The organism is Sulfitobacter sp. 1A10359 (genome assembly GCF_043558145.1).
Classification (GTDB): domain Bacteria; phylum Pseudomonadota; class Alphaproteobacteria; order Rhodobacterales; family Rhodobacteraceae; genus Sulfitobacter; species Sulfitobacter faviae.
Map to the genome: position 1 here is coordinate 39020 of NZ_JBIFGB010000004.1, position 23642 is coordinate 62661.

The 23642-nt window shown below is 62.6% G+C and carries 23 protein-coding genes; 12 read left to right on the forward strand and 11 right to left on the reverse strand.

Going from position 1 to position 23642, the window contains the following annotated elements:
* Positions 1-118: 118 nt before the first annotated feature.
* A complete protein-coding gene (locus ACGYK2_RS11405) occupies positions 119-1516 on the reverse strand; it encodes a 1-acyl-sn-glycerol-3-phosphate acyltransferase (RefSeq protein WP_271689353.1) in 1398 nt (465 codons plus the stop codon).
* A 165-nt stretch (positions 1517-1681) separates the two neighbouring features.
* On the opposite strand from ACGYK2_RS11405, the gene ACGYK2_RS11410 reads away from it, so the two are divergent.
* The 3 genes from ACGYK2_RS11410 to deoD all read left to right on the forward strand — a co-directional run bounded on the left by ACGYK2_RS11410 (position 1682) and on the right by deoD (position 4981).
* On the forward strand, positions 1682-3649 hold the full coding sequence (locus ACGYK2_RS11410; protein ID WP_271689352.1) for a protein meaA: 1968 nt from the start codon (positions 1682-1684) through the stop codon (positions 3647-3649).
* An 83-nt stretch (positions 3650-3732) separates the two neighbouring features.
* The gene (locus tag ACGYK2_RS11415; protein WP_271689351.1) at positions 3733-4077 is read left to right on the forward strand and encodes an H-NS histone family protein; all 345 of its coding nucleotides are present in this window, start codon (positions 3733-3735) and stop codon (positions 4075-4077) included.
* Between the two features lie 199 nt (positions 4078-4276).
* Complete coding sequence (deoD, locus tag ACGYK2_RS11420; RefSeq protein WP_209217445.1) at positions 4277-4981, forward strand: purine-nucleoside phosphorylase; 705 nt, start codon at positions 4277-4279, stop codon at positions 4979-4981.
* A gap of 191 nt (positions 4982-5172) precedes the next feature.
* On the opposite strand, the gene ACGYK2_RS11425 is transcribed toward deoD, so the two are convergent.
* From ACGYK2_RS11425 to ACGYK2_RS11470, 10 genes are all read right to left on the reverse strand, one after another.
* A complete protein-coding gene (locus tag ACGYK2_RS11425) occupies positions 5173-6822 on the reverse strand; it encodes an FAD-binding dehydrogenase (RefSeq protein ID WP_394374298.1) in 1650 nt (549 codons plus the stop codon).
* Positions 6823-6874: 52 nt separating this feature from the next.
* Positions 6875-7090, reverse strand: coding sequence for a hypothetical protein (locus tag ACGYK2_RS11430; protein WP_067261889.1), 216 nt, complete (start codon positions 7088-7090; stop codon positions 6875-6877).
* Between the two features lie 54 nt (positions 7091-7144).
* On the reverse strand, positions 7145-7924 hold the full coding sequence (locus ACGYK2_RS11435) for a succinate dehydrogenase iron-sulfur subunit (protein WP_067261891.1): 780 nt from the start codon (positions 7922-7924) through the stop codon (positions 7145-7147).
* A 10-nt stretch (positions 7925-7934) separates the two neighbouring features.
* Positions 7935-8270: a hypothetical protein gene (locus ACGYK2_RS11440; protein ID WP_271689349.1), complete on the reverse strand. Its 336-nt coding sequence runs from the start codon at positions 8268-8270 to the stop codon at positions 7935-7937.
* Positions 8270-10075, reverse strand: a complete 1806-nt coding sequence (gene sdhA / locus ACGYK2_RS11445) for a succinate dehydrogenase flavoprotein subunit (protein WP_271689348.1) — start codon at positions 10073-10075, stop codon at positions 8270-8272. The genes ACGYK2_RS11440 and sdhA overlap by 1 nt, the downstream gene beginning before the upstream one ends.
* A 28-nt stretch (positions 10076-10103) precedes the next feature.
* Positions 10104-10475, reverse strand: a complete 372-nt coding sequence (sdhD, locus tag ACGYK2_RS11450; protein WP_067261896.1) for a succinate dehydrogenase, hydrophobic membrane anchor protein — start codon at positions 10473-10475, stop codon at positions 10104-10106.
* Between the two features lie 11 nt (positions 10476-10486).
* Positions 10487-10870, reverse strand: a complete 384-nt coding sequence (gene sdhC / locus ACGYK2_RS11455; protein ID WP_067261898.1) for a succinate dehydrogenase, cytochrome b556 subunit — start codon at positions 10868-10870, stop codon at positions 10487-10489.
* 252 nt (positions 10871-11122) lie between these two features.
* On the reverse strand, positions 11123-12085 hold the full coding sequence (gene mdh, locus ACGYK2_RS11460) for a malate dehydrogenase (RefSeq protein WP_067261933.1): 963 nt from the start codon (positions 12083-12085) through the stop codon (positions 11123-11125).
* A 154-nt stretch (positions 12086-12239) separates the two neighbouring features.
* Entirely contained in the window at positions 12240-13355 is a 1116-nt protein-coding gene (locus ACGYK2_RS11465; RefSeq protein ID WP_271689347.1) for a PRC-barrel domain-containing protein, read from the reverse strand.
* 177 nt (positions 13356-13532) lie between these two features.
* Positions 13533-13859 carry a hypothetical protein gene (locus ACGYK2_RS11470; RefSeq protein WP_271689346.1) on the reverse strand — a complete coding sequence of 109 codons (327 nt, stop codon included), beginning with the start codon at positions 13857-13859 and terminating at the stop codon, positions 13533-13535.
* Positions 13860-14161: 302 nt separating this feature from the next.
* Between ACGYK2_RS11470 and ACGYK2_RS11475 the strand changes: the two genes are divergently transcribed.
* The 9 genes from ACGYK2_RS11475 (at position 14162) to ACGYK2_RS11515 (ending at position 23642) form a co-directional block, all read left to right on the forward strand.
* Complete coding sequence (locus ACGYK2_RS11475) at positions 14162-15028, forward strand: CoA ester lyase (protein WP_271689345.1); 867 nt, start codon at positions 14162-14164, stop codon at positions 15026-15028.
* Entirely contained in the window at positions 15025-15582 is a 558-nt protein-coding gene (locus ACGYK2_RS11480; protein WP_271689344.1) for an NnrU family protein, read from the forward strand. Before ACGYK2_RS11475 ends, ACGYK2_RS11480 begins: the two co-directional genes overlap by 4 nt.
* A gap of 14 nt (positions 15583-15596) precedes the next feature.
* Positions 15597-15800 (forward strand): DUF1737 domain-containing protein, encoded by a 204-nt coding sequence (locus tag ACGYK2_RS11485; RefSeq protein ID WP_067261906.1) that lies wholly within the window; start codon positions 15597-15599, stop codon positions 15798-15800.
* Positions 15800-16831, forward strand: coding sequence for a MaoC family dehydratase (locus ACGYK2_RS11490; protein WP_271689343.1), 1032 nt, complete (start codon positions 15800-15802; stop codon positions 16829-16831). Before ACGYK2_RS11485 ends, ACGYK2_RS11490 begins: the two co-directional genes overlap by 1 nt.
* A 223-nt stretch (positions 16832-17054) precedes the next feature.
* Positions 17055-18248, forward strand: a complete 1194-nt coding sequence (gene sucC / locus ACGYK2_RS11495; RefSeq protein ID WP_067261910.1) for an ADP-forming succinate--CoA ligase subunit beta — start codon at positions 17055-17057, stop codon at positions 18246-18248.
* 134 nt (positions 18249-18382) lie between these two features.
* Positions 18383-18676 (forward strand): hypothetical protein, encoded by a 294-nt coding sequence (locus ACGYK2_RS11500; RefSeq protein WP_271689342.1) that lies wholly within the window; start codon positions 18383-18385, stop codon positions 18674-18676.
* 73 nt (positions 18677-18749) lie between these two features.
* A complete protein-coding gene (locus tag ACGYK2_RS11505) occupies positions 18750-19436 on the forward strand; it encodes a hypothetical protein (RefSeq protein WP_271689340.1) in 687 nt (228 codons plus the stop codon).
* Positions 19437-19488: 52 nt separating this feature from the next.
* Positions 19489-20376, forward strand: a complete 888-nt coding sequence (sucD, locus tag ACGYK2_RS11510; RefSeq protein WP_067261915.1) for a succinate--CoA ligase subunit alpha — start codon at positions 19489-19491, stop codon at positions 20374-20376.
* 305 nt (positions 20377-20681) lie between these two features.
* Positions 20682-23642, forward strand: coding sequence for a 2-oxoglutarate dehydrogenase E1 component (locus tag ACGYK2_RS11515; protein ID WP_271689339.1), 2961 nt, complete (start codon positions 20682-20684; stop codon positions 23640-23642).

The window sequence follows — 23642 nt, forward strand, 5'->3', positions numbered from 1 at the left end:
TCCTGCCGGTGATCGGTGTCTACAAGGTCTGTGCCGCACCGCAGAATCGCGGCGGCTCCCTTTCGGGATATGACCCGCCGCGCAACAATGCAACCCCTAGATACCGCCGTTTGTAATTTTATGACCCAGCAGTCGCAGCAATTTCTGCCGCAGGTGCAGCATCCTCCCAGGGGAAATGTGCAATGGAATTAGCGTAGAAGGCCAAAACAGGCCCCTGCCCCTCGACGATCTCCAGCCCCTCTGGGCCTTCGGAAATGACGCCACGTTTCTTGAGCCGCGCGACGGCGCGGGCGACCCGCTCGGGCAGGACGTCCGGCTTCGGCACCCGATTGCGCGGTGGCATCTGCTCCAAAGTGGCAGCCACTTCGGCCAGCAGATCGGCCTCCTTCATCGGGCGCGCGGCCTGCAACATCACCCGCGCGATCAGCGGCACGGTCAGCACCGGCATCGCCTGCGCGATCCGGTCCATCAACATTTCGGACAACTCCGACACCGGCACCCCGGCCCCGGTGCGACGCAACGACAGCGGATCGCCAAAGGTCACCGCCGCCGTGCCAAAACGCGTGTCGCGCCCGCGCAGCCGCCGCCACATCTTGCGCAGCACGAAGCCCACAACCACCGTGATCCGCGCCCCGAAACGCCGGTCCCCGCGCTGCCCGGCGGCGATCAACACGCGGTCTTCCAGTACCCGGTCATAATTAATCGCCACCGGCACGAAAATGATGTCGCGCTCGCCCTCGGGGTCGAACCCATCCACGACATAGGACAGAAGCCCGACCTTCGGCGGCTGCAAGGCCCCGGTCAGGCTCAAGCCGCCCTCGGGGTAGAAGGCCTGCGTCACCCCGCCCGTCGTGGCCATCTGCACATAGCGCGCCAAAACCTTGCGATAGAGCGCCCCGCGCGACCGACGGCGGATGAAATACGCCCCCATCGAGCGGATCAACGTGCTCAGCGGCCAGACCCGCGCCCATTCCCCCACCGCATAGCTCAGCGCCGAAGACCGCGCGGCGAGATAGGTCACCAGCATGTAATCCATGTTCGACCGGTGGTTCATGATAAAGACCACCGTGGCATCCCGCGGCAGCGCGGCGAATGTCGTCTCGTTACTCACCGCCGTCTCGACCCGGTAGACCGTATTGGTCAACAGCCGCGCCAAGCGGATGCCGAAACTGAAATAGGCGAAGGCCGAAAACCGCGGCACGATCTCGCGCGCATATTCCCGCGCCTTTTGAAAGGCTACGTTTTCCGGCACCCCGTTGCTGCGGGCATAGTTGACGATCTCTTGGCTGACCTCCGGATCATAGATCAGCCGCTGGATCATGTCGTGCCGCCGCGCCAGTTTGAAGGGCTCGATGGGCCGCGTCAGCCGCTTGTTCAACCGTGCTACTGCCCGCTCAAGCCGCCGGCGAAAGAACCAACGCACCGAAGGCAGCAGAAAGTGGCTCAGCGCGGTGACGGCTGCGAAAACCACGATGAGGATGAACAGCCAAAGGGGCAATTGCACAGTCTGCGTCATGGCTTAACCCTTACAGTGCAGGGGCGAGAGGACAATATTTATCTGTTTCCCGCCCGCCCAAGCGGCCCGAGTGATGCCGCAACGCAGCGAATTGACAGAGGCATATTATTTCCCCTATCAACGTCATGACGCAACTTTATTGCAACCCAGATTCAAGAGGCCACGATGACCCAACCGCAGAAAGACCGCCCCTGGCTCATTCGCACCTATGCGGGCCATTCCACCGCCGCCGCGTCTAACGCGCTCTACCGCTCGAACCTTGAGCGCGGGCAGACCGGGCTTTCCGTGGCCTTCGACCTGCCGACCCAAACCGGATATGACAGCGACCATGTGCTCAGCCGCGGCGAGGTTGGCAAGGTGGGCGTGCCGGTGAACCACCTCGGCGATATGCGCGCGCTGTTTGATGGCATCCCGCTGGAGCAGATGAACACCTCGATGACGATCAACGCCACCGCCCCTTGGCTGCTGGCGCTCTATATCGCGGTGGCCGAGGAACAGGGCGCGGATGTCTCCAAGCTGCAAGGCACGGTGCAAAACGACCTGATCAAGGAATACCTTAGCCGCGGCACCTATATCTGCCCGCCCGCGCCATCGCTTAAGATGATCGCGGATGTGGCCGAATTCTGCTATACGAATGTCCCGAAATGGAACCCGATGAACGTCTGTTCCTACCACCTGCAAGAGGCGGGCGCGACGCCGGAACAGGAATTGGCCTTCGCGCTGGCCACCGCCACCGCCGTGCTCGACGCGCTCAAACCCCGCGTCCCGGCAGAGGATTTCCCGAAATTGGTGGGCCGCATTTCCTTCTTCGTGAACGCAGGCATCCGTTTCGTCACCGAAATGTGCAAAATGCGCGCCTTTGTAGACCTTTGGGACGAGATTTGCCGCGCGCGCTATGGCGTCGAAGACCCCAAATTCCGTCGCTTCCGCTATGGGGTGCAGGTCAATTCGCTGGGGCTGACCGAACAACAGCCCGAGAATAACGTCTACCGTATTCTCATCGAAATGCTGGCCGTGACCCTCTCGAAAAAAGCCCGCGCCCGCGCCGTGCAATTGCCCGCATGGAACGAAGCCCTCGGCCTGCCCCGCCCCTGGGATCAACAATGGTCGATGCGGATGCAGCAGATCATGGCACATGAGACGGACCTTTTGGAATTCGACGATCTATTCGACGGCAACCCGGCGGTCGATGCCAAGGTCGAATTGCTCAAAGAAGGCGCGCGGGCCGAATTGGCGAATCTCGACGGTATGGGCGGCGCGATTTCCGCGATCGATTACATGAAAGGACGTTTAGTCGAAAGCAATGCCGACCGGCTGCGGCGTATCGAAAGCGGCGAAACCGTCGTGGTGGGCGTAAACAAATGGCAGCAAGGCGCGCCCTCGCCCCTGATGACCGGCGCAGGCGATATCATGCAATCCGACCCCGGCGCCGAGGCCGACCAGCTCGCCCGGCTCGACGCATGGCGCAGCGCGCGCGACGAGGGTGCCGTGAAACAGGCGCTGGCCGATCTGCGCGCCGCGGCGCAGGCGGGCGAGAACATCATGCCCGCCTCTATCGCCGCTGCGAAAGCCGGGGTGACCACCGGCGAATGGGCCGCGCAGATGCGCGCCGTTCACGGGGAATATCGTGGCCCTACAGGTGTTTCCGCAGGCCAGTCCAACAAGACCGAAGGTCTGGACGACCTGCGCGATGCGGTAGACGCGGTCAGCGACAAACTTGGCCGCAGGCTGAAGTTCCTCGTCGGCAAACCGGGGCTCGACGGCCACTCAAACGGGGCCGAGCAGATCGCCGTCCGCGCCCGCGATTGCGGCATGGACATCAGCTATGAAGGCATCCGTCTGACACCTGCGGAGATTGTCGAAGCAGCACAAACGGAAGCCGCCCATGTGGTCGGCCTGTCGATCCTCTCGGGCTCTCACGTGCCCTTGGTCGAAGACCTGATGAAACGCATGGCCGAGGCCGGGTTGACCCATATTCCCGTCATCGTCGGCGGCATCATTCCCGAGGCCGACGCCACCCGTTTGCGCGCCGCTGGAGTTGCGCAGGTCTATACGCCGAAGGACTTCGAATTAAACGTCATCATGCAGGATATCATTACGCTCGCCGATCCCAAAGCGGTGGCGGCGGAATAGGCTGACACAAAATACATCGTGCAATTAACTTATTGCCTCTATAATTCCCTCTACCAGCACAATCTGGAAAGGAAATATCAGATATGGAAAAAGACCTGAAATCCATGAGCCGTAAGGAACTGGAGAAACTTCTGTCGGATGTCAAAAAGGCATTGCAGGCCGCGCAGGCGCGCGAACGCCGCGCCGCACGCAAGGCAGCGCAAAAGGCAGCGGCGGAATATGGCTTTTCCCTGAATGAGTTAGCTGATGAGGCCCCCGCGCCCAAGAAGGCCAAGAAGCCGCGCAAAGCGCCTGCCGGTCCGAAATCGAAGCCTCAGTTCGCCAATCCGGAGAACCCGTCCCAGACTTGGACCGGAAAAGGCCGCCAGCCGAATTGGTTCCGCGCCCAAGTAGAGAATGGTGCCGATCCGGAAACGATGCGGGTTTAATACTTCCCGAAATACGGGAATTTCGCGCCGGTTGAATAGCAATTCACCGGCGCTTTTTTATTGCTAACGGAAATGTGAATTCGATAGTCACCGCCCGCACGGCGCCGAGCGGAAGTTTACGTCACACCCCCTGCCCCACCGCAGCCCTTGTGAAGCCCGCCTTGCGCGGGCAAAATGCGCCAAACATCAGGAGACAGAAATGACCGTCCATATTGGCGCAAAACCCGGCGATATCGCCGAAACCGTATTGATGCCCGGCGACCCCTACCGCGCGAAATGGGCGGCGGAGACCTTTCTCGAAGGGGCCGAACTGGTCAACGAAGTGCGCGGCATGCTCGGCTTTACCGGCACATGGCGCGGCAACCGGGTGACGATCCAAGGCTCGGGCATGGGAATGCCGTCGCTGTCGATCTACGCCAATGAGTTGATGACCGAATATGGCGCGCAGACCCTGATCCGCATCGGCTCTTGTGGCGGCATGCAATCCCATGTCGGCATCCGTGACGTGATCATCGCCATGACGGCGAGCACGATCACCTCGCCCTCCTCCGGCATTTTCCGCGAATTGAACTACGCCCCCTGCGCCGATTACGGCCTTTTGAGCGCTGCTGTCGCTGCCGCCGAAAAGCTCGAAGCTAAGACCCATGTGGGCGGGATCTATTCCTCGGATGTTTTCTATGCGGAGCGCCCCGACCTTGACGAGCAGATGGTGCGCCATGGCATCCTCGGTGTCGAGATGGAAGCGGCGGAGCTTTACACGCTGGCCGCGCGGCACAAGCGGCGTGCCTTGGCGGTGCTGACGGTGAGCGATCATTTGCAGACCGGCGAGGCGCTGCCATCGGAGGATCGCGAAAAGAGTTTTGGCGATATGGTCGAGATTGCGCTGGAGGCGGCCTTTGCCTGAGTGCGGCGCCTGCTGAGAGGGCGGGATTGGTATTTGAAAAAGGATGAAGGGGCGCGGCGGGGGTCGCGCCTTTTTTCGTGGCTTGGCGGGTGGTGTGAGCGAGGGGGGTGCTTCGTTGGTTGGCGCTCGCGTGTGGGGAGAGTGCGGAAGGTATTTGGGAAAGGATGAAGGGAGGGGGTGTGGCGCGTCTTTCAGGCGTGTTGGCCGGCGAGGCGGCCGGAGTAGAGGCAGCCGCCTAAGAAGGTGCCTTCGAGGGCGTTGTAGCCGTGGTAGCCGCCGCCGCCGAAGCCGCAGACCTCTCCGGCGGCGAAGAGACCGGGGAGGATGGTGCGCGCAGGCGTGAGCACGCGGCCTTGGGTGTCGCTGTGCAATCCGCCGAGGGATTTCCGGGTGAGGATGTTGAGCCGCACGGCGATGAGCGGGCCGTTGGCCGGGTCGAGGATGGCGTGGGGTTTGGCGGTGCGGATCAGGCGGTCGCCACGGTAGTTGCGGGCGCCGCGGATCGCGGTGATCTGGGCGTCTTTGGCGAAGGGGTTGCCCAATTGGCCGTCGCGGGCCGCGATTTGGGCGCGGATGTGCTCTGGGGCGACGGGGGTCTCGGGTGTGAGGGCGTTCATGCGGGCGACGAGGGTTTCCAAGTCCTCGGCGACAATGAAATCCGCGCCTTTTTCTTTGAAGGCCTCGACTGCGGCGGTTGCCCCCTTCCCGAGGCGCGCCTTCAGGACTTCGCCCCGTTTGCCGGAGGTGAGATCGGGGTTCTGTTCGGATCCCGAGAGGGCGAATTCCTTTTCGATGATCTTTTGCGTCAGGATGAACCAGCTGTGTTCGCCCGCTTGCAGGATGCGTTTGAGGGTCGAGAGCGTGTCGAAGCCGGGCAGGCAGGGGGCTTCCATCCGGTCGCCCTGCGCGTCGAACCACATCGACGAGGGACCGGGCAGAATGCGGATGCCGTGGTTGGGCCAGATCGGGTCCCAGTTCTGGACGCCCTCGCAATAGTGCCACATGCGGTCTTCGTTGATGAGCCCGGCCCCGGCGTCGGCTGCAATGCCGTGCATCTTGCCGTCGACGTAGTCGGGCACGCCGCTGACCATGCGTTGCGGGGCGGGGCCGAGGCGGTCAGTGGGCCAGTGTTGGCGCACCAAATCATGGTTGGCTCCGATGCCACCGGTGGTGAGGATGACGGATTCGGCGGTATGTTCGAATGGCCCGGTGACGTTGCGTGGGGTGCTCTGCCCGCGGAGGGCGTCGCTGTCTTCCAGCACCTCGCCTGCGACGCCGGTGACTGCGCCATTGGTGGCGACCAGTCGTGTGACCCGGCGGCGGAAGCCAAGGCGCAGTTTGCCCGCCGCTGCATGTTCGCGCATTAGCCGCGCGAAGGGGGCCACAACGCCGGTGCCGGTGCCCCAGGTGATGTGGAAACGCGGGACGGAGTTGCCGTGGCCTCCGGCCCCTGCCCCGCCGCGCTCGGCCCAGCCGACGACCGGGAACCAGCGCAGGCCGATCTGGTGCAGCCATGCGCGCATGTCGCCCGCCGCCCAGTCGATGAACCCTTGCGCGAACTTGCGGGGGTTGGCGTCCTCCGCCCGGTCGAACTGCGCCGAGCCCATCCAGTCGCGATAGGCGAGTTCCGCGCTGTCGCGGATGCCCATGCGGCGTTGTTCGGGCGTGTCGACCATGAAGAGACCGCCGAGCGACCAATAGGCCTGCCCGCCGAGGCTTTGCGGGCCTTCTTGGTCCATGAGCAGCACCCGGCGGCCGCGCAGCACGGCCTCATGGGCGGCGACCATGCCGGCCAGACCCGCCCCCACGACGATCACATCTGCTTTGAAACGCTCACCCATTGCTGCCTCCCCTGTTCCCGCAAGCTTGCGGCGGGCTGGGGGCAAAAGCAAGTCACAGACGCGGGGTGTCGAGCCCTTTGAGGCAGCGGTCGGGCGGGCCTTCGCTGCGGTAGGCTTCGGCCCCGCAGGCGACGCAGTGGTATTTGCGCAGCGCGCCTTTGTCCCCCGCCCGGTCTTCGCGCCAGCGGCAGTCCCGCGTGGGCGCGTTGCGACGGGCAAAGATCAGCACGATCACAAAGACGATAACGATGACGAAGGGCAGGATCATGGGAAAAACCAAAGGCCCGGCGCTTGGCCGGGCCTTCCTGTCGGATTGGGTGGATTAGACGGTGCGCTCGACCATCAGTTTCTTGATATTGGCGATCGCAGCCGCCGGGTTCAGCCCCTTGGGGCAGGTCTTGGCGCAGTTCATGATCGTGTGACAGCGGTAGAGCTTGAACGGATCCTCAAGGTCATCCAGACGCTCGCCCGTGGCCTCGTCCCGGCTGTCGATGATCCAGCGGTAGGCGTGCAGCAGGGCCGCTGGGCCGAGGTAGCGGTCGCCGTTCCACCAGTAGCTGGGGCAAGAAGTCGAGCAGCAGGCGCACATGATGCACTCATACAGACCGTCGAGCTTGGCACGGTCGTCGATCGACTGTTTCCACTCCTTGCGGGGCTCGGGCGTGTCGGTTTCCAGCCACGGCTGGATGCTGGCGTGCTGGGCGTAGAAGTGGGTCAGATCGGGGATCAGGTCCTTGACCACCGGCATATGCGGCAGCGGGTAGATCTTCACCACGCCGTTGATCTCTTCCATGCCGTAAGTGCAGGCCAGCGTGTTGATCCCGTCGATGTTCATCGCGCAGGAGCCGCAGATGCCCTCGCGGCAGGAGCGGCGGAAGGTCAGCGTCGGGTCGATCTCGTTCTTGATCTTGATCAACGCGTCGAGAATCATCGGCCCGCAATCGTCCATATCGACGAAATAGGTATCCAGCGCCGGGTTCTTCCCGTCGTCGGGGTTCCAGCGATAGATGTGGAACTCGCGCAGGTTGGTCGCCCCTTCGGGCTTGGGCCATGTCTTCCCGCTGGTCATGCGGGAGTTTTTCGGAAGCGTCAGTTGAACCATTATGCGTCTCCTAAAGCGTCAGACCGGCTGCGGGCGCGGCGGCCAGCAGGCAGGTACGGGTCTCGGGGCGCGACAGGATGGTGCGCACGGTGCCCGTTGTTGTATCGTCCACGCCAACCACGGTGGCGCGGGCCAATTCGCGCAGCTCCAGCGCGTCGGCATTGTCGATGATGCAATCGGTGAAGGGGGTGATCAGCTCTTTCGGCACCTGCGGGAAACGGGTGGCCAGAACCTCGGTCACCACGCCTTTGGAGGTCTGGCGGGCGGTGTCATCCACCGCCTGCTGAACCTCCACACAGCCCGAAAGGCCGAGCATCGTGGCCGCGATGAGTGCTGTGCGGACCATCAATACACCCGTGCCTTGGGGGCGATCTTTTTCATGTCGATGCCGCCTTCATCCTCTTTGGTCAGCGGATCAAGGTGCACGGCGCGGTAGGTCAGCTTGGCATCGTTGCCATCGAACCAGGCCAGCGAATGCTTGCGCCATTCGTCGTCGTTCCGGTCCGGGTAGTCCTCATGCGCGTGGGCACCACGGCTTTCCTTGCGCGCAGCGGCGGCGGTGATCGTGGCGGTGGCGTTGGGCATCAGGTTGGTCAGCTCCAAGGTCTCCATCAAGTCGGAGTTCCACACGAGGCTGCGGTCGGTGACATGCAGATCGTTCAGCTTGTCGGCCACGTCGATCATCTTCTTGCGGCCTTCCTCCAACGTCTTGTCGGTGCGGAAGACGGCGGCATCGGCCTGCATAGTCTTTTGCATCTCAAGGCGCAGTTCGGCAGTCGGCGTGCCGCCCTTGGCATTGCGCAGACCGTCGAAGCGATCGAAAGCCTTCTCGACCGATTTGAGGTTCGGGGCGGGCACCGGGCTTTCGGGGTCGACGATCTTGGCGGCGCGGATCGCGGCGGCGCGGCCAAAGACCACGAGGTCGATGAGGGAGTTGGAGCCCAGACGGTTCGCACCATGCACCGAGGCACAGCCCGCCTCGCCCACGGCCATCAGGCCGGGTGCGATGGCGTCGGGGTTGTCGGCGGTCGGGTTCAGCACCTCGCCCCAGTAGTTCGTGGGGATGCCGCCCATGTTGTAGTGCACGGTGGGCAGCACCGGGATCGGCTCTTTCGTGAGGTCTACACCCGCAAAGATACGCGCGGATTCCGAGATGCCCGGCAGGCGCAGGTCCAGCGTCTCCGGCGGCAGGTGGTTCAGGTGCAGGTGGATGTGATCCTTGTTCTCGCCCACACCGCGGCCTTCGCGGATCTCCATCGTCATGCAGCGCGAAACCACGTCGCGCGACGCCAAATCCTTGTAGGTCGGCGCATAGCGCTCCATGAAGCGCTCGCCTTCGGAGTTGGTCAGATAACCGCCCTCGCCGCGCGCGCCCTCAGTGATCAGGCAACCCGCGCCGTAGATGCCGGTGGGGTGGAACTGGACGAATTCCATGTCTTGCAGCGGCAGACCCGCACGGGCCGCCATGCCGCCGCCGTCGCCGGTGCAGGTATGTGCGGAGGTGGCCGAGAAGTACGCTCGGCCATAGCCGCCTGTCGCCAGCACGACCATCTTGGCGCTGAACAGATGCATGGTGCCGTCGTCGAGTTTCCAGCAGAGCACACCTTGGCAGACACCGTCGTCCGACATGATCAGGTCGATGGCGAAATATTCGATGAAGAATTCCGCGCTTTGCTTCAGCGACTGGCCGTAGAGCGTGTGCAGGATCGCGTGACCGGTCCGGTCAGCGGCGGCACAGGTGCGCTGCACGGGGGGGCCTTCGCCGAATTCGGTGGTATGGCCACCGAAGGGGCGCTGGTAGATCTTGCCCTCTTCGGTGCGCGAGAAGGGCACGCCGTAATGCTCAAGCTCGTAAACCGCCTTGGGCGCTTCGCGGGCGAGGTATTCCATCGCATCCGTGTCGCCCAGCCAGTCCGAGCCCTTGACCGTGTCATACATATGCCACTGCCAGTTGTCGGGGCCCATGTTGCTCAAGGACGCGGCGATGCCCCCCTGCGCGGCCACGGTGTGGCTGCGGGTCGGGAACACCTTGGAAATACAGGCCGTGCGCAGCCCCTGCTCCGCCATGCCCAAAGTCGCGCGCAGACCAGCACCGCCTGCCCCCACCACGACAACGTCATATTCGTGGGTTTCGTATTCATATGCTGCCATTTAATCGGTCTCCCGTTTGGGCGTATTGTTACAGGGCGAGCTTGGCGATGGCGAAAACGCCGACCGCTGCTGCGCCGTAGCTGATGATGGTCATCACGATGAGGGCGACTTTGTTGGCCAGCCCATGGACATAGTCCTCGATCAGCACCTGCACGCCGTCATTGAAATGTTTAAAGCCCACGATCAGCGTCAGCGCCGCCACGATGGCCGGGAAGGGCCGCGCGTAATAGGCAAGGATCTCTTCATAGCTGCCGCCGAGCGCACTGCCGAAGGTAAAGACGAACAGCGGGATCAGAACCAACAGCGCCAGCGAGGAGACTTTCATCGCCCAGAAATGCGCGGTGCCGGTTTTCGCCGAGCCAAGGCCGCGGGCGCGTTTGCGATCTGTCATGTATGCCATGGTGTCGCTCCTCAAACGATGATGATGGTCAGGATGGTCAGCACGACCGATCCGATCAGCACGGTCCAGCCCAGCTTTTCCGCGGTGGGGATATCGAGCATGCGGCCCGTATCCCAGATCAGGTGCCGCACACCGGCCAGCGTGTGATACCACAGGCCCAAGAGCGACAGGGTAAAGACCAGATCACCGAACCAGCTGGTCATAATTCCGTTCACGGTGTCGAAATACTCAAGAGACGTGGCCGCGGCGAGGAACCACCACACGATAAGCAGCGCGGTGATCAGCATCGCGTTGCCGGTGATCCGGGTGAGAATCGACGTCATGGAGGTCAATTGAGGGCGGTAGATCGTCAAATGCGGGGAAAGCGGGCGGTTACCCCGGTTCACGTCGGCCATGGCGCGGTCCTTTGTCCTGTGCTTTGTCCTGTGCTTTGCATCTTGATAGCGGTTTTTACAGGACTGTCACGGGGAACTGCGGGGAATCTGCCGGGTTTGGCCGGTGTTTCGGTGGAAAAATGACAGAGTGATGTGGTCCTACTCGTTTTTGTGATCACAGCATATTATAGTGTGATCACAAAACTGCCCCACCCCTGAACGAAAAAGCGCGCCCCGATTGGGACGCGCTCCAAAACTCGTATGCCGTGAGGCTTAGGCGAGGCTCTCGTCAATGCCTTTGCAAGCTTCGACCAGACCTTTGACCGCGTTGACGGAGTTGTCGAACATCGCCTGCTCGTCTTTGTTCATCGAAATCTCGACGACACGCTCAACACCGCCTGCGCCGATCACGGTGGGCACGCCCACATAGAAGCCGTTCAAGCCGTAGGCCCCATCGACATGCGCCGCTGCGGGCAGAACGCGCTTTTGGTCCTTGAGATAGGCTTCGGCCATCTCGATCGCGGAGGTGGCGGGCGCGTAGAAGGCGGAGCCGGTCTTCAGCAGGCCGACGATCTCGGCGCCGCCGTCACGGGTGCGCTGCACGATCGCGTCGAGCTTGTCCTGTGTGGTCCAGCCCATCTTGACCAGATCGGGCAGAGGGATGCCTGCGACGGTGGAATAACGTACCAGCGGCACCATCGTGTCGCCGTGACCGCCCAGAACGAAGGCGGTGACGTCTTTCATCGATACGTTGAACTCGGTCGCGAGGAAGTGGCGGAAACGCGCGGAGTCGAGCACGCCAGCCATGCCGCAAACCTTGTTGTGCGGCAGGCCCGAGAATTCGCGCAGCGCCCAGACCATCGCGTCGAGCGGGTTGGTGATGCAGATCACGAAGGCGTCGGGCGCGTGCTTGGCAATGCCCTCGCCCACGGATTTCATGACCTTGAGGTTGATGCCCAGCAGGTCGTCGCGGCTCATACCCGGCTTGCGGGCCACACCGGCGGTCACAATGCAGACGTCCGCGCCCGCGATATCGGCGTAATCTTGCGTGCCCGACATGGTGGCGTCGAACTTGCCCGAGGGGCCCGACGACGCGATATCGAGAGCTTTGCCCTCAGGGGTGCCCTCGGCAATGTCGAACAGGACGACATCGCCCAATTCTTTCAACGCTGCGAGATGGGCGAGAGTGCCGCCGATTTGCCCCGCGCCGATAAGCGCGATTTTGGGTCTGGCCATGGTCATGTCTCCGACAGAGGTTTCATTTGCGCCGGAGATACCGAAATGCACGGTCCCGTGCAAGTTGCAGCATTGGCGGGCGGCTAACCCCTGCCCTCACCACGAAAAAGGCCGCCCCGAGGGGCGGCCAATTGCTGAACTTTAAGGCGAAGAATTAGTCGCCTTGGTACTCAGGCTGCGATTCCAGACGCTCTTCGGTGCTGTCGATGTAGATGCGCACGTCGTCGCCTTCCACGTTTTGCAGAACCTGAAGTTCGTCAAATGTCACGGCCACCGGCTTTTCGCCCAGACCAAGGAAACCGCCCACGTTGATGACCACACGGTCAATCTGGCCGTTGTCGCCGATCAGCAGCGAGTCGATCTCACCCACGGTTTCGTCGTTGGCACCATAGACATAGGAGCCTTCAAGGTCCTCGGCGCTCATCTGCTCGATCATCTCGGCTTCGGCATTGGCATAGCCTTCACGCTCAACTTCGGGGCGCGGCAGCAGTTCACGCTCAACGGTTTCGTCGCCTGTGATCACGGTGGTGTTGGCTTCGGCTTCGTTGACAGCTTCTTCTGTCTCGGCTTCGGCGTTCTCCATCATGGTTTCGGCTTCTTGCGCCATTTCCTCGGATTCGGCCTCTACGTCATTGGCCATCTCTTCGGTCTCGGCTTCAAGGTTTTCGGCCGCGTTCTCGGTGTCTTGCGCCAGTTCCTCGGTCTCGGCCTCTACGTCGTTGGCCATTTCCTCGGTCTCGGCTTCGACATCGTTCGCCATTTCTTCGGCTTCGGTCTCGCCGTTGATGACGGTGACGTTCGCGTCAGTCTCGTTCATGGCGTCGCCTTCCATCCGCTCGCCATCCATCATGGGACGTTCGAACTCAGGCGCCTGTTCCAGCATCTCTTTCGAGGTGTTCACAACGAGGAAGCGCTCACCGCCTTCGTCGTTCAGGATGCGAATCTTGTCCATGGAGATGGAAACGTCACGTTCGCCCATGCCAAGGAAGCCGCCGATGCCAAGGATCACGGCAGTCACTTCGCCGTCCTGCGACACGATGATGTCGTTAATCTCGCCAATATCATCCCACTCCTGCTCGGCGCCATCGGCAACGGGGGTTGCCGCGTCAACTTCGGCTTCGGAGTTGTAGATGCGCATGCCGATCAGGTCGGATGCAAGGAAATCAGTCTGCTCTACGGCAACGTTGCCAAAGCCTTCGGAATGCGCGTCAGCAAAGGCTGTGCCGGTCATGGTCAATACGATGGCCGTCGTGCTCAGAAAACGTTTCATTGTAGGTCTCCTTCCAAAAATGAGCGTTGCTTGCTCTTCTGGAACCACAACCCGGATGGCCCTCTCCAGTTCCACGGCGGCACAAATAAATGGCGGGACTTCGCCCAAGCAGCGGCAGGCCCCAAACATAGAAAAGGCGGCCCTAGGCCGCCCGCGCTTCCACGATATATTCCGCCCTCAGGCGTCTTCGCCCTTGGCGGGCAACTCCTCCGCCAGCGTCTCGAACCCTTGGCCCGAGGCGACGAGACAGGTGATACCGTTGACCCCGGTGACCGTGATCGTCCAACTGCCCGTCTGGTTGGAGGCGAAAACCTCAACCACCGCATTATCGCCGCCCAGTCCCATGGACTGGCGCGTCTCGCCATAGCCATCGGCCAGCCGCAGCACCACATGATCGCGCGGCGCGCAATTGCGCGGCGTCTGCGCCTCGGTCGTGGTGGCCAGCACAATCGCCGAAGCCGCGGTGAGCGCCGCGAGGTGAAGAAATTTAACGAAACCTGTCATAGCATCTGCCTTCGCATCGAAAGGCGTGATCCTTGGGGGTGGCAATGCGCCGTCTTTCGCACCGGCCCCAAAGCAGCCTTGGTTGAAATGACTGCATCCGCTGCGCTGGAAACTGCGGCAGATGCGATGCAACAGACAGTGCGCCCCAAGGCTGAAAGACTGGTTAATCCGCCGCGCGGAAATCACCGCAACAGCTTCGCTGCGTCGCGGCATGTTTTGCCTTGAAGTTTTCGCACAAAAATGCCCCTCTGTGCGCAACAATGTTAGGCGGCCAGCGCGCCGCCCTGCCTGAGGAGCCTTTCATGACCGCCACAACCCGCCCCCTGCGTTCCGTTCTCTACATTCCGGGCTCCAAGCCCCGTGCCTTGGACAAAGCCCGCGGATTGGTCTGCGACGCGGTGATCTTCGATCTCGAAGATGCCGTCTCCCCCGATGAGAAGGTCGCTGCACGTGAAACATTGGCCGAGGCACTGGCCGAAGGCGGCTACGGCGCGCGGATGCGGGTGGTGCGGATCAACGGGCTCGATACCGAATGGGGCGCCGATGACGCCCGCGCCGCCGCCGCAATGAACCCCGATGCGATTCTCCTGCCCAAGGTCGGCTCCCCCGCCGATCTCGAAGCGCTGGCCGAGATCGTGGGCGACATCCCCCTTTGGGCGATGATGGAAACCCCCGGCGCCATGCTGAATGCCGCCGCCATAGCCGGGCACCGCCAGTTGCAGGCCATGGTCATGGGCACCAACGATCTGGCGAAAGACCTGCAAACCCGCTTCCGCCCCGACCGGCTGCCGCTGATCACCGGCCTCGGGCTTTGCCTGCTGGCCGCCAAAGCGCATGGCGTGGCGATCATCGACGGGGTGTATAACGCGTTCAAAGACGAAGACGGCCTGCGCGCCGAATGCGAACAGGGCCGCGACATGGGGTTTGACGGCAAAACCCTGATCCACCCCGCGCAGCTCGACATCGCGAATGCCGCCTTCACCCCGTCAGAGGAAGAAGCCGCCCTCGCCCGCCGCCAGATCGACGCCTATGAAGAGGCACAGGCCGCAGGTCAGGGCGTGGCGGTCGTCGACGGTAAAATCGTGGAAAATCTCCATGTTGCCACCGCCCGCGAAACACTGGCAAAACTGGCGGCAATTGCAGCCATGAGCCCGGAGCCTTCGCCATGACAATCCTCATCCTCGGCCTGATCCTTTGGATCGGGGCCCATCTCCTCAAACGCCTGATGCCTGCCCAACGGGCGCAGATGGGCACCGCAGGCCGGGGCGCGGTCGCCACCGCATTGGTCGTGGCGCTGGCCCTCATCATCTGGGGCTATCGCGCAGCGGAGTTCATTCCGGTCTGGACCCCGCCCAGCTTCTTTATCCACATCAACAACCTGTTGATGGTACTGGCCTTCTGGGTCTTCGGCTCCAGCGCCGCCAAGGGCGCCAAGGCATGGCCCGCCTATAAAACCCGCCACCCGCAACTGCTGGCGGTGAAGATCTGGGCCACGGCACACCTTCTGGTCAACGGCGATCTCGCCTCCATCCTGCTCTTTGGCACCATGCTGGGCTGGGCCGTGAGCGAGGTCATCCTGATCAACCGCGCCGAGCCGGGTTGGACACCCCCGCCCCACGCAGGCCGCGCCACCTATATCCGCCTCATCGTGATCTCCACGATCCTCTTCGTTCTCGTCGCCGGCATTCACACATGGCTCGGCGTCATCCCCTTCCCCCATTGATCCCGGAGCCTTCCATGAAAGTTTACCGCTTCCTCTCCGAAGAAGATACATCCGCCTTTTGCCACAAAGTCACCGATGCGCTGAACAAAGGCTGGGAGCTTTACGGCTCTCCCACCCAAACATGGGACCACAAGGCCGGGGTCATGCGCTGCGGCCAAGCCGTGGTGAAAGACGCCCCCGGCACCTATTCGCCCGACACCAAATTGGGCGAGCAGTGATGAGCAAGACCAACCGGGGCCGCTTTTTCGAAGACTACAAACTGGGCGAGGTGCTGCATCACGCGGTGCCCCGCACGGTCGGTGCGGGCGAACGTGCGCTCTATCACGCGCTCTACCCCGCGCGGCACGCGCTCTATTCCGCCGACAGTTTCGCCCAGTCCTGCGGGCTGAAGGCCAGCCCGCTCGACGATATGATCGCCTTTCACATCGTCTTTGGCAAAACCGTGCCGGATGTCTCGCTCAATGCCGTGGCCAATCTGGGCTATGCCCAAGGCCGCTGGCTGCACCCCGTCTGGCCCGGCGACACGCTGCGCGCCGAAAGCGAGGTCATCGGCCTCAAACAGAACTCCAACGGCAAGACCGGCGTCGTCTGGGTCCGCACCACCGGGCTGAACCAGAATGACGAAAAGGTGCTCGACTATGTCCGCTGGGTCATGGTGCGCAAAGGTGACCTCGACGCCCCCGCGCCCGAGACCACCCTGCCGGACCTGCCCGATGCGCTGACTGTGGATCAATTGCACATCCCGCAGGGCCTCGACTTTACCAATTACGACTTCGCCCGCGCCGGGGAACCGCACCGCTGGGGCGATTATGAGGTCGGCGAAAAGATCGATCACGTCGATGGCGTTACGATTGAGGAAGCCGAGCACATGATGGCCACGCGCCTGTGGCAGAACACCGCCAAGGTGCATTTCGACACCTCCGCCCGCCCCGACGGCTCGCGGCTGATCTATGGCGGCCATGTAATCTCCATGGCCCGCGCGCTGTCCTTTAACGGGCTGGCCAATGCGCAGATGGTCGTGGGGCTGAACGGCGGCGCCCATGCCAACCCCTGCCTTGCGGGCGATACCGTACGTGCCTGGACCGAAGTGCTCGACATGGCCGAGACTGCGGCCCCCGGTGTCGGTGCGCTGCGTCTGCGCCTTGTGGCGACCAAGGGCGGCGCCCCCTTCGAGCTGCGCGATGAGGCCGGAAAATACCGCCCCGAGGTTTTGCTTGACCTCGATTACTGGGCGCTCATGCCGCGCTAAACAGCCGGTCCGCCCCTTCGGTGGGGCGGCCTATCCCCCCTTATTCAAGCAAAAATCAGCCGATTCGGAGCCGCTGAGCGGAAATGTGATCACACGTAATTATCGTGTGATCACAAAACTCATTTTTAACTGGCCAAACCCGGCTTTCTCGGCAAAAACCCTTACAGGAACGAAAGTCATCCCCATACTACGGGGCAACTGGAACAGAAACGGGACCGTTTTCATGAACATCCACGAATATCAGGCAAAAGCCCTCCTGCGCAGCTATGGCGCCCCTGTCTCCGACGGCCGCGTTGTGCTGAAGGCAGAAGACGCCAAGAACGCAGCCGGCGAAATGGACGGGCCCCTCTGGGTTGTCAAAGCGCAGATTCACGCAGGCGGTCGCGGCAAGGGCAGCTTCAAAGAAGCCGCTGCTGGCGAAAAGGGCGGCGTGCGCCTTGCCAAATCCGTGGAAGAAGCGGCCGAGGAAGCCAAGAAGATGCTGGGCAAGACGCTTGTCACGCACCAGACCGGCCCCGCAGGCAAACAGGTCAACCGCATCTACATCGAAGACGGTTCCGACATCGAGCGTGAATTGTATCTCGCCCTGCTGGTCGACCGCCAGACCAGCCGCATCTCCTTTGTCTGCTCCACCGAAGGCGGCATGGACATCGAAGAAGTCGCCGAAGCGACACCTGAAAAAATCCTCAGCTTCTCCGTCGATCCGGCGACCGGCTACCAGCCCTACCATGGCCGCCGCGTGGCCTTCTCGCTGGGCCTCGAAGGCGCCGCCGTCAAGCAATGCGTCAAGCTGATGGGTCAGCTCTACAAAGCCTTCATCGAGAAGGACATGGAGATGCTGGAAATCAACCCGCTGATCGTCATGCCCGGCAACGAACTCAAGGTGCTGGACGCCAAAGTCGGCTTCGACGGCAACGCCATGTACCGCCAGCCCGACATCGCCAACCTGCGCGACGAGACCGAGGAAGACGCCAAGGAACTCGAAGCCTCCAAGTATGACCTGAACTACATCGCGCTCGACGGTGAGATCGGCTGCATGGTGAACGGCGCGGGTCTGGCGATGGCCACCATGGACATCATCAAGCTCTACGGTGCGGAGCCTGCCAACTTCCTCGACGTGGGCGGTGGCGCGACCAAGGAGAAGGTGACCGAGGCGTTCAAGATCATCACCTCCGATGAGAACGTCAAAGGCATCCTCGTCAACATCTTCGGCGGCATCATGCGCTGTGACGTCATCGCCGAAGGCGTTGTCGCTGCGGTGAAAGAGGTCGGCCTGCAAGTGCCGCTGGTTGTCCGTCTCGAAGGCACCAACGTCGAAGAAGGCAAGGCGATCATCAACAACTCCGGTCTCGACGTCATCGCCGCCGACGACCTGAAAGATGGCGCGCAGAAGATCGTGAAAGCGGTCAAAGGCTAAGCCTTTTTGGCCGTTCCCGCAGGGCACGGCGCCCCGCGGGCATGGCCGATATCACCGTTCCCGCCGCCCCTTGGCGGCGGGGGCAGATGCGACGACACCGCGCCGCGCCCACCCGATCACGCAATGAGGTCAGTATGGATCAATCTCCCAAATCCTCCCCCGTTCTGACGGGTATTGCGCTATCGGGGGCGGGCATTCTGATCCGCCAATGGCAACCCGGCGCCCTGCGCCTGCCCGAACCGGTCAACCACCGGCGCCACGACCGCGGGTTACGCCGCGCCGCGCGGAAATCCCGTGACGGGCTGGCGATGATCCTGCCGTCGAACCTCACTGGCTCCATTGGCCGCAGCCTGATGATCATGGGCGCGGGTCTGCTGACCCTGCGGGTGCTGGACCTATTGGTCGATCAAGATGAGCAGCTTTACTGATGCCCGTGCTGTCGCTCGCCCCCTTTACCCAACATGCGGCCAAGCGCGACAGCGCCCCGCGAAAGGCGGGCCTATGACACAGGCGTTTGCCTCTTCCCGCGCGGGCTGGTGGGTGATCCTTGCCCTGATCCTGGCCTTTGCCGCGCAGATGGTCGTCGTGAACGGCCTGCCCGCCGCCACCCAAACCACGCTACTGGCCGAAGGCGGCTTTTACGAAAGCCTCTCCGTCGTGGGTTACATCCTTTGCATTCTCGCATTGGTCTGGACCCTGCGCGGCGCGGTGCAGCGGGTCTGGTATCTGCCGCTGGTACTCGCGGTCATGGCGGCGCGTGAATTGGACCTCGACAAAAGCCTGTTCACCCGCGGCCTGTTCAAAGCCCGGCAATATACTGGTGAGGGCGTCCCGCTGGGCGAAAGGCTGATCGCCGGGTTGATCCTTGCGCTGATCGTCACCGCCATCCTGCTGATGCTCTGGCGTCACGCCCGGCCCTATCTCACGGCTCTGTTTCGGGGCCGCGCTTGGGCGGGGGCCGTCCTGCTGGGGATCGGTTTCACCGTCGCTTACAAACTGCTCGACGGCATCGCGCGCAAACTCGCCCCCTTGGGGATCGAGGTCAGCGCCGATGCCGAACGCACCGCCTTCGTCGTCGAGGAGATCGGGGAGCTTGGCATCCCGGTCATGTTCCTCGTCGCCATCCTGCTGTGGCCCGGCCCTGCGCCTGCCACGGCCCATCCCACCAACCGGGCGCACCGCGTCTGACGCCCCCGGGGCCTGCCCCCGGGATTAAACATCACCGACCAAGGAAGAAATCATGGCCGTACTAGTCAACGAAAACACCAAAGTCATCTGTCAGGGTCTGACCGGCTCGCAGGGGACGTTCCACACCGAACAGGCCATCGCCTATGGCACCAAGATGGTCGGCGGCGTGACCCCGGGCAAAGGCGGTCAAACGCATCTCGACCTGCCGGTCTTCAACTCCGTGCACGAAGCCAAACACGCGACCGAGGCCAATGCCTCCGTGATCTACGTCCCGCCCCCCTTCGCTGCCGACTCGATCCTTGAGGCGATCGACGCCGAGATGGAACTGATCGTCTGCATCACCGAAGGCATCCCGGTGCTCGACATGGCCCGCGTCGCCCGCGCGCTCGAAGGTTCCAAGTCGCGCCTCATCGGCCCGAACTGCCCCGGTGTCATCACGCCCGACGCCTGTAAGATCGGCATCATGCCGGGCCACATCCACCGCCGCGGCTCCGTCGGCGTCGTGTCGCGCTCGGGCACCCTCACCTATGAGGCGGTGAAGCAGACCACCGACATGGGCCTCGGCCAGTCTTCGGCCGTGGGCATCGGCGGCGACCCGATCAAAGGGACCGAGCATATCGACGTGCTGGAGATGTTCCTTGCCGATGACGAAACACAGTCGATCATCATGATCGGCGAAATCGGCGGCTCCGCCGAAGAGGAAGCGGCACAGTTCCTTGCCGACGAGAAGAAGAAGGGCCGCTGGAAGCCCACCGCTGGTTTCATCGCAGGCCGCACGGCCCCTCCCGGACGCCGCATGGGCCACGCAGGCGCGATTGTCGCCGGTGGTAAAGGCGACGCGGAGAGCAAGATCGAAGCGATGAAAGAAGCCGGTATCGTCGTGGCAGACAGCCCCGCGACACTGGGCGAAGCGGTTAAAGAAGCGATCGACAAAGGCTGATGCCTGCCGGGCGGGCCACGGCCCGCCCATTGACCCACTCCGCAAAGCACTATGTTTTGCGGGGTCTTGATAAAAACCACCCGGCGCCGCCGACAGCGAAGGAGGGCAAGATGCACATTCAGACCGCGGTCAATCTCTGCCCGCTTTCGCCCGGCGCCGGCCCGCGGGCAAACGCCCGATCCGGCGGCTCCGCAGGGCCCTGCACCTCCGCCTCTGATACCTATGGCCCCCCGCCCCGGGCCTGACTATAGACCGACCCTGATTCTGACCCTGTCCCGTCTGCCCCGCCGAACAAAGGTGACCCAATGACCGACCAACCCGCCAACGAACAATTCCACGCCTCTTCCTTTATGGAAGGCGACAACGCGGAATATCTTGAGGCGATGTACGCCCGCTATGCCAACGATCCCAACGCGGTTGACGAGGCATGGCAAACGTTCTTTGCGGCGATGGGCGATGACGCCGAAACCGCGCAGGCCGAGGCCGCTGGCCCCTCTTGGGCGCGCCCCGATTGGCCCCCCGCCCCCCAAAGCGAGGTGATGGGCGCGCTGACCGGTGTCTGGCCCGAACCGACCGAGGCGAAAGCCGCAGGCGAGAAGATCAAGAAGAAGGCCGAGGAAAAGGGCGTGCCCGTTTCCGACGATCAAATCCGCGCCGCCGTGCTCGACAGCATCCGCGCGCTCATGCTGATCCGCGCCTACCGCATTCGTGGCCACCTCGCCGCGACGCTCGACCCTCTGGGCATGCGCGACATGGGCGAACAGCCCGAGCTTGACCCCAAGTCCTACGGTTTCACCGATGCTGACATGGACCGCCCGATCTTCATCGACAATGTGCTGGGCCTCGAAGTGGCCACTATGAAGCAGATCGTCGGCATCGTCCGCTCGACCTACTGCGGCACCTTCGCGCTGCAATATATGCATATCTCCGACCCCGAACAGGCCGGTTGGTTGAAAGAGCGGATCGAAGGCTACGGCAAGGAAATCGCCTTTACCAAGGAAGGCCGCAAGGCGATCCTGAGCAAGCTGGTCGAAGCCGAAGGTTTCGAAAAATTCCTCCACGTCAAATACATGGGCACCAAGCGTTTCGGCCTTGATGGCGGCGAAAGCCTTGTCCCGGCGATGGAGCAGATCATCAAGCGCGGCGGCCAGTTGGGCGTCAAGGACATCGTTATCGGCATGCCGCACCGTGGCCGCCTCTCGGTCCTTGCCAATGTCATGCAGAAACCCTACCGCGCGATCTTTAACGAATTCCAAGGCGGCAGCTTCAAACCCGACGATGTGGACGGCTCCGGCGATGTGAAATACCACCTCGGCGCGTCCTCGGACCGTGAGTTCGACGGCAACTCCGTGCACCTGTCGCTGACCGCGAACCCCTCCCACCTAGAGGCGGTGAACCCCGTCGTGCTGGGCAAGGTCCGCGCCAAACAGGACCAGTTGAACGACGAGGACCGCACCGCCGTCATGCCCGTGCTGCTGCACGGCGACGCGGCCTTTGCAGGCCAAGGCGTCGTAGCCGAATGTTTCGCGCTGTCGGGCCTCAAGGGCCATAAGACCGGCGGCACCATGCATATCGTGGTGAACAACCAGATCGGCTTCACCACCGCGCCGCATTTCTCGCGCTCCTCGCCCTATCCGACCGACAACGCGCTTGTGGTCGAGGCGCCGATCTTCCACGTCAACGGCGATGACCCCGAAGCCGTGGTCCACGCCGCCCGCGTCGCCACCGAGTTCCGCCAGAAGTTCCACAAGGACGTGGTCATCGACATCTTCTGCTACCGCCGCTTCGGTCACAACGAAGGCGACGAGCCGATGTTCACCAACCCGGTGATGTACAAGAGCGTCAAGAAACAGAAAACCACGCTGAGCCTCTATACCTCGCGTCTGGTAGCCGACGGTCTGATCCCCGAGGGTGAGATCGAAGACATGAAGACCGCCTTCCAGAACCATCTCAACGATGAGTTCGAGGCCGGGAAAGACTACCGCCCAAACAAGGCCGACTGGCTCGACGGCAAGTGGTCCGGCATGGACAAAAAGAACAAGTCCTACCAGCGCGGCAAAACCGCCATCGCCCCCGAGACGCTGCAAGATGTCGGCAAGGCGATCACCACCGCGCCCGAGGGCTTCCCGCTGCATAAAACCATCGGCCGTCTGCTCGACGCGAAAAAGAAGATGTTCGAAAGCGGTGAGGGCTTCGACTGGGCCACGGCTGAGGCGCTCGCCTTCGGCTCCCTGCTGACCGAGGGCTACAAGGTCCGCCTGTCGGGTCAGGACAGCACCCGCGGCACCTTCAGCCAACGCCACTCGGCCTTCATCAACCAAGAGAACGAAGACCGCTACTATCCGCTGAACCACATCCGCGAGGGGCAGGCCGACTATGAGGTCATCGACTCCATGCTCAGCGAATATGCGGTGCTGGGTTTCGAATATGGCTATTCGCTGGCCGAACCCAATGCGCTGACGCTTTGGGAGGCGCAGTTCGGCGACTTCGCCAATGGCGCGCAGATCATGTTCGACCAATTCATCTCAAGCGGTGAGAGCAAATGGCTGCGCATGTCAGGCCTCGTCTGCCTGATGCCGCATGGCTATGAGGGTCAAGGGCCCGAGCACTCCTCGGCCCGTCTGGAGCGCTTCCTCACCATGTGTGGCGGCGACAACTGGATCGTGGCGAACTGCACCACGCCCGCCAACTACTTCCACATCCTGCGCCGTCAGTTGCACCGCAGCTACCGCAAGCCGCTGATGTTAATGACGCCCAAGTCGCTGCTGCGCCACAAGCTGGCCGTCAGCAAGGCCGATGAATTCACCACCGGGTCGAGCTTCCACCGGGTGCTCTGGGATGACGCCGAAAAGGGCAACTCCGACACCAAACTGGTCGCGGATGACAAGATCAAGCGCGTGGTGATGTGTTCGGGCAAGGTCTATTACGACCTGCTGGAAGAGCGCGACGCCCGCGGCATCGACGACATCTACCTCCTGCGCTTCGAGCAGTTCTACCCCTTCCCCGCGCAATCCGCCGTGAAGGAGCTGGAACGCTTCAAAGGGGCCGAGATGATCTGGTGTCAGGAAGAGCCCAAGAACCAAGGTGCATGGTCCTTCATCGAGCCCAATATCGAATGGGTTCTGGGCCGCATCGACGCGAAACATGGCCGCGCCTCCTATGTGGGCCGCGCCACTTCGGCCTCGCCCGCCACGGGTCTGGCCAGCCAGCACAAAGCACAACAAGCCGCCCTCGTTGACGAGGCGCTGACCATCAAAGGAAAGTAA

What these genes read in the sequence shown, in the direction of transcription:
- sdhA (WP_271689348.1), bottom strand. Translation starts at nt 10,075, where the DNA reads ATGGCAGCATATGAATACGAAACCCACGAATATGACGTTGTCGTGGTG.
- ACGYK2_RS11490 (WP_271689343.1), top strand. Translation starts at nt 15,800, where the DNA reads ATGAGCAAGACCAACCGGGGCCGCTTTTTCGAAGACTACAAACTGGGC.
- mdh (WP_067261933.1), bottom strand. Translation starts at nt 12,085, where the DNA reads ATGGCCAGACCCAAAATCGCGCTTATCGGCGCGGGGCAAATCGGCGGC.
- ACGYK2_RS11415 (WP_271689351.1), top strand. Translation starts at nt 3,733, where the DNA reads ATGGAAAAAGACCTGAAATCCATGAGCCGTAAGGAACTGGAGAAACTT.
- ACGYK2_RS11485 (WP_067261906.1), top strand. Translation starts at nt 15,597, where the DNA reads ATGAAAGTTTACCGCTTCCTCTCCGAAGAAGATACATCCGCCTTTTGC.
- sucD (WP_067261915.1), top strand. Translation starts at nt 19,489, where the DNA reads ATGGCCGTACTAGTCAACGAAAACACCAAAGTCATCTGTCAGGGTCTG.
- ACGYK2_RS11405 (WP_271689353.1), bottom strand. Translation starts at nt 1,516, where the DNA reads ATGACGCAGACTGTGCAATTGCCCCTTTGGCTGTTCATCCTCATCGTG.
- ACGYK2_RS11470 (WP_271689346.1), bottom strand. Translation starts at nt 13,859, where the DNA reads ATGACAGGTTTCGTTAAATTTCTTCACCTCGCGGCGCTCACCGCGGCT.
- ACGYK2_RS11515 (WP_271689339.1), top strand. Translation starts at nt 20,682, where the DNA reads ATGACCGACCAACCCGCCAACGAACAATTCCACGCCTCTTCCTTTATG.
- ACGYK2_RS11435 (WP_067261891.1), bottom strand. Translation starts at nt 7,924, where the DNA reads ATGGTTCAACTGACGCTTCCGAAAAACTCCCGCATGACCAGCGGGAAG.
- sdhC (WP_067261898.1), bottom strand. Translation starts at nt 10,870, where the DNA reads ATGGCCGACGTGAACCGGGGTAACCGCCCGCTTTCCCCGCATTTGACG.
- ACGYK2_RS11440 (WP_271689349.1), bottom strand. Translation starts at nt 8,270, where the DNA reads ATGGTCCGCACAGCACTCATCGCGGCCACGATGCTCGGCCTTTCGGGC.
- deoD (WP_209217445.1), top strand. Translation starts at nt 4,277, where the DNA reads ATGACCGTCCATATTGGCGCAAAACCCGGCGATATCGCCGAAACCGTA.
- sucC (WP_067261910.1), top strand. Translation starts at nt 17,055, where the DNA reads ATGAACATCCACGAATATCAGGCAAAAGCCCTCCTGCGCAGCTATGGC.
- ACGYK2_RS11505 (WP_271689340.1), top strand. Translation starts at nt 18,750, where the DNA reads ATGACACAGGCGTTTGCCTCTTCCCGCGCGGGCTGGTGGGTGATCCTT.
- ACGYK2_RS11410 (WP_271689352.1), top strand. Translation starts at nt 1,682, where the DNA reads ATGACCCAACCGCAGAAAGACCGCCCCTGGCTCATTCGCACCTATGCG.
- ACGYK2_RS11500 (WP_271689342.1), top strand. Translation starts at nt 18,383, where the DNA reads ATGGATCAATCTCCCAAATCCTCCCCCGTTCTGACGGGTATTGCGCTA.
- ACGYK2_RS11425 (WP_394374298.1), bottom strand. Translation starts at nt 6,822, where the DNA reads ATGGGTGAGCGTTTCAAAGCAGATGTGATCGTCGTGGGGGCGGGTCTG.
- ACGYK2_RS11475 (WP_271689345.1), top strand. Translation starts at nt 14,162, where the DNA reads ATGACCGCCACAACCCGCCCCCTGCGTTCCGTTCTCTACATTCCGGGC.
- sdhD (WP_067261896.1), bottom strand. Translation starts at nt 10,475, where the DNA reads ATGGCATACATGACAGATCGCAAACGCGCCCGCGGCCTTGGCTCGGCG.
- ACGYK2_RS11480 (WP_271689344.1), top strand. Translation starts at nt 15,025, where the DNA reads ATGACAATCCTCATCCTCGGCCTGATCCTTTGGATCGGGGCCCATCTC.
- ACGYK2_RS11430 (WP_067261889.1), bottom strand. Translation starts at nt 7,090, where the DNA reads ATGATCCTGCCCTTCGTCATCGTTATCGTCTTTGTGATCGTGCTGATC.
- ACGYK2_RS11465 (WP_271689347.1), bottom strand. Translation starts at nt 13,355, where the DNA reads ATGAAACGTTTTCTGAGCACGACGGCCATCGTATTGACCATGACCGGC.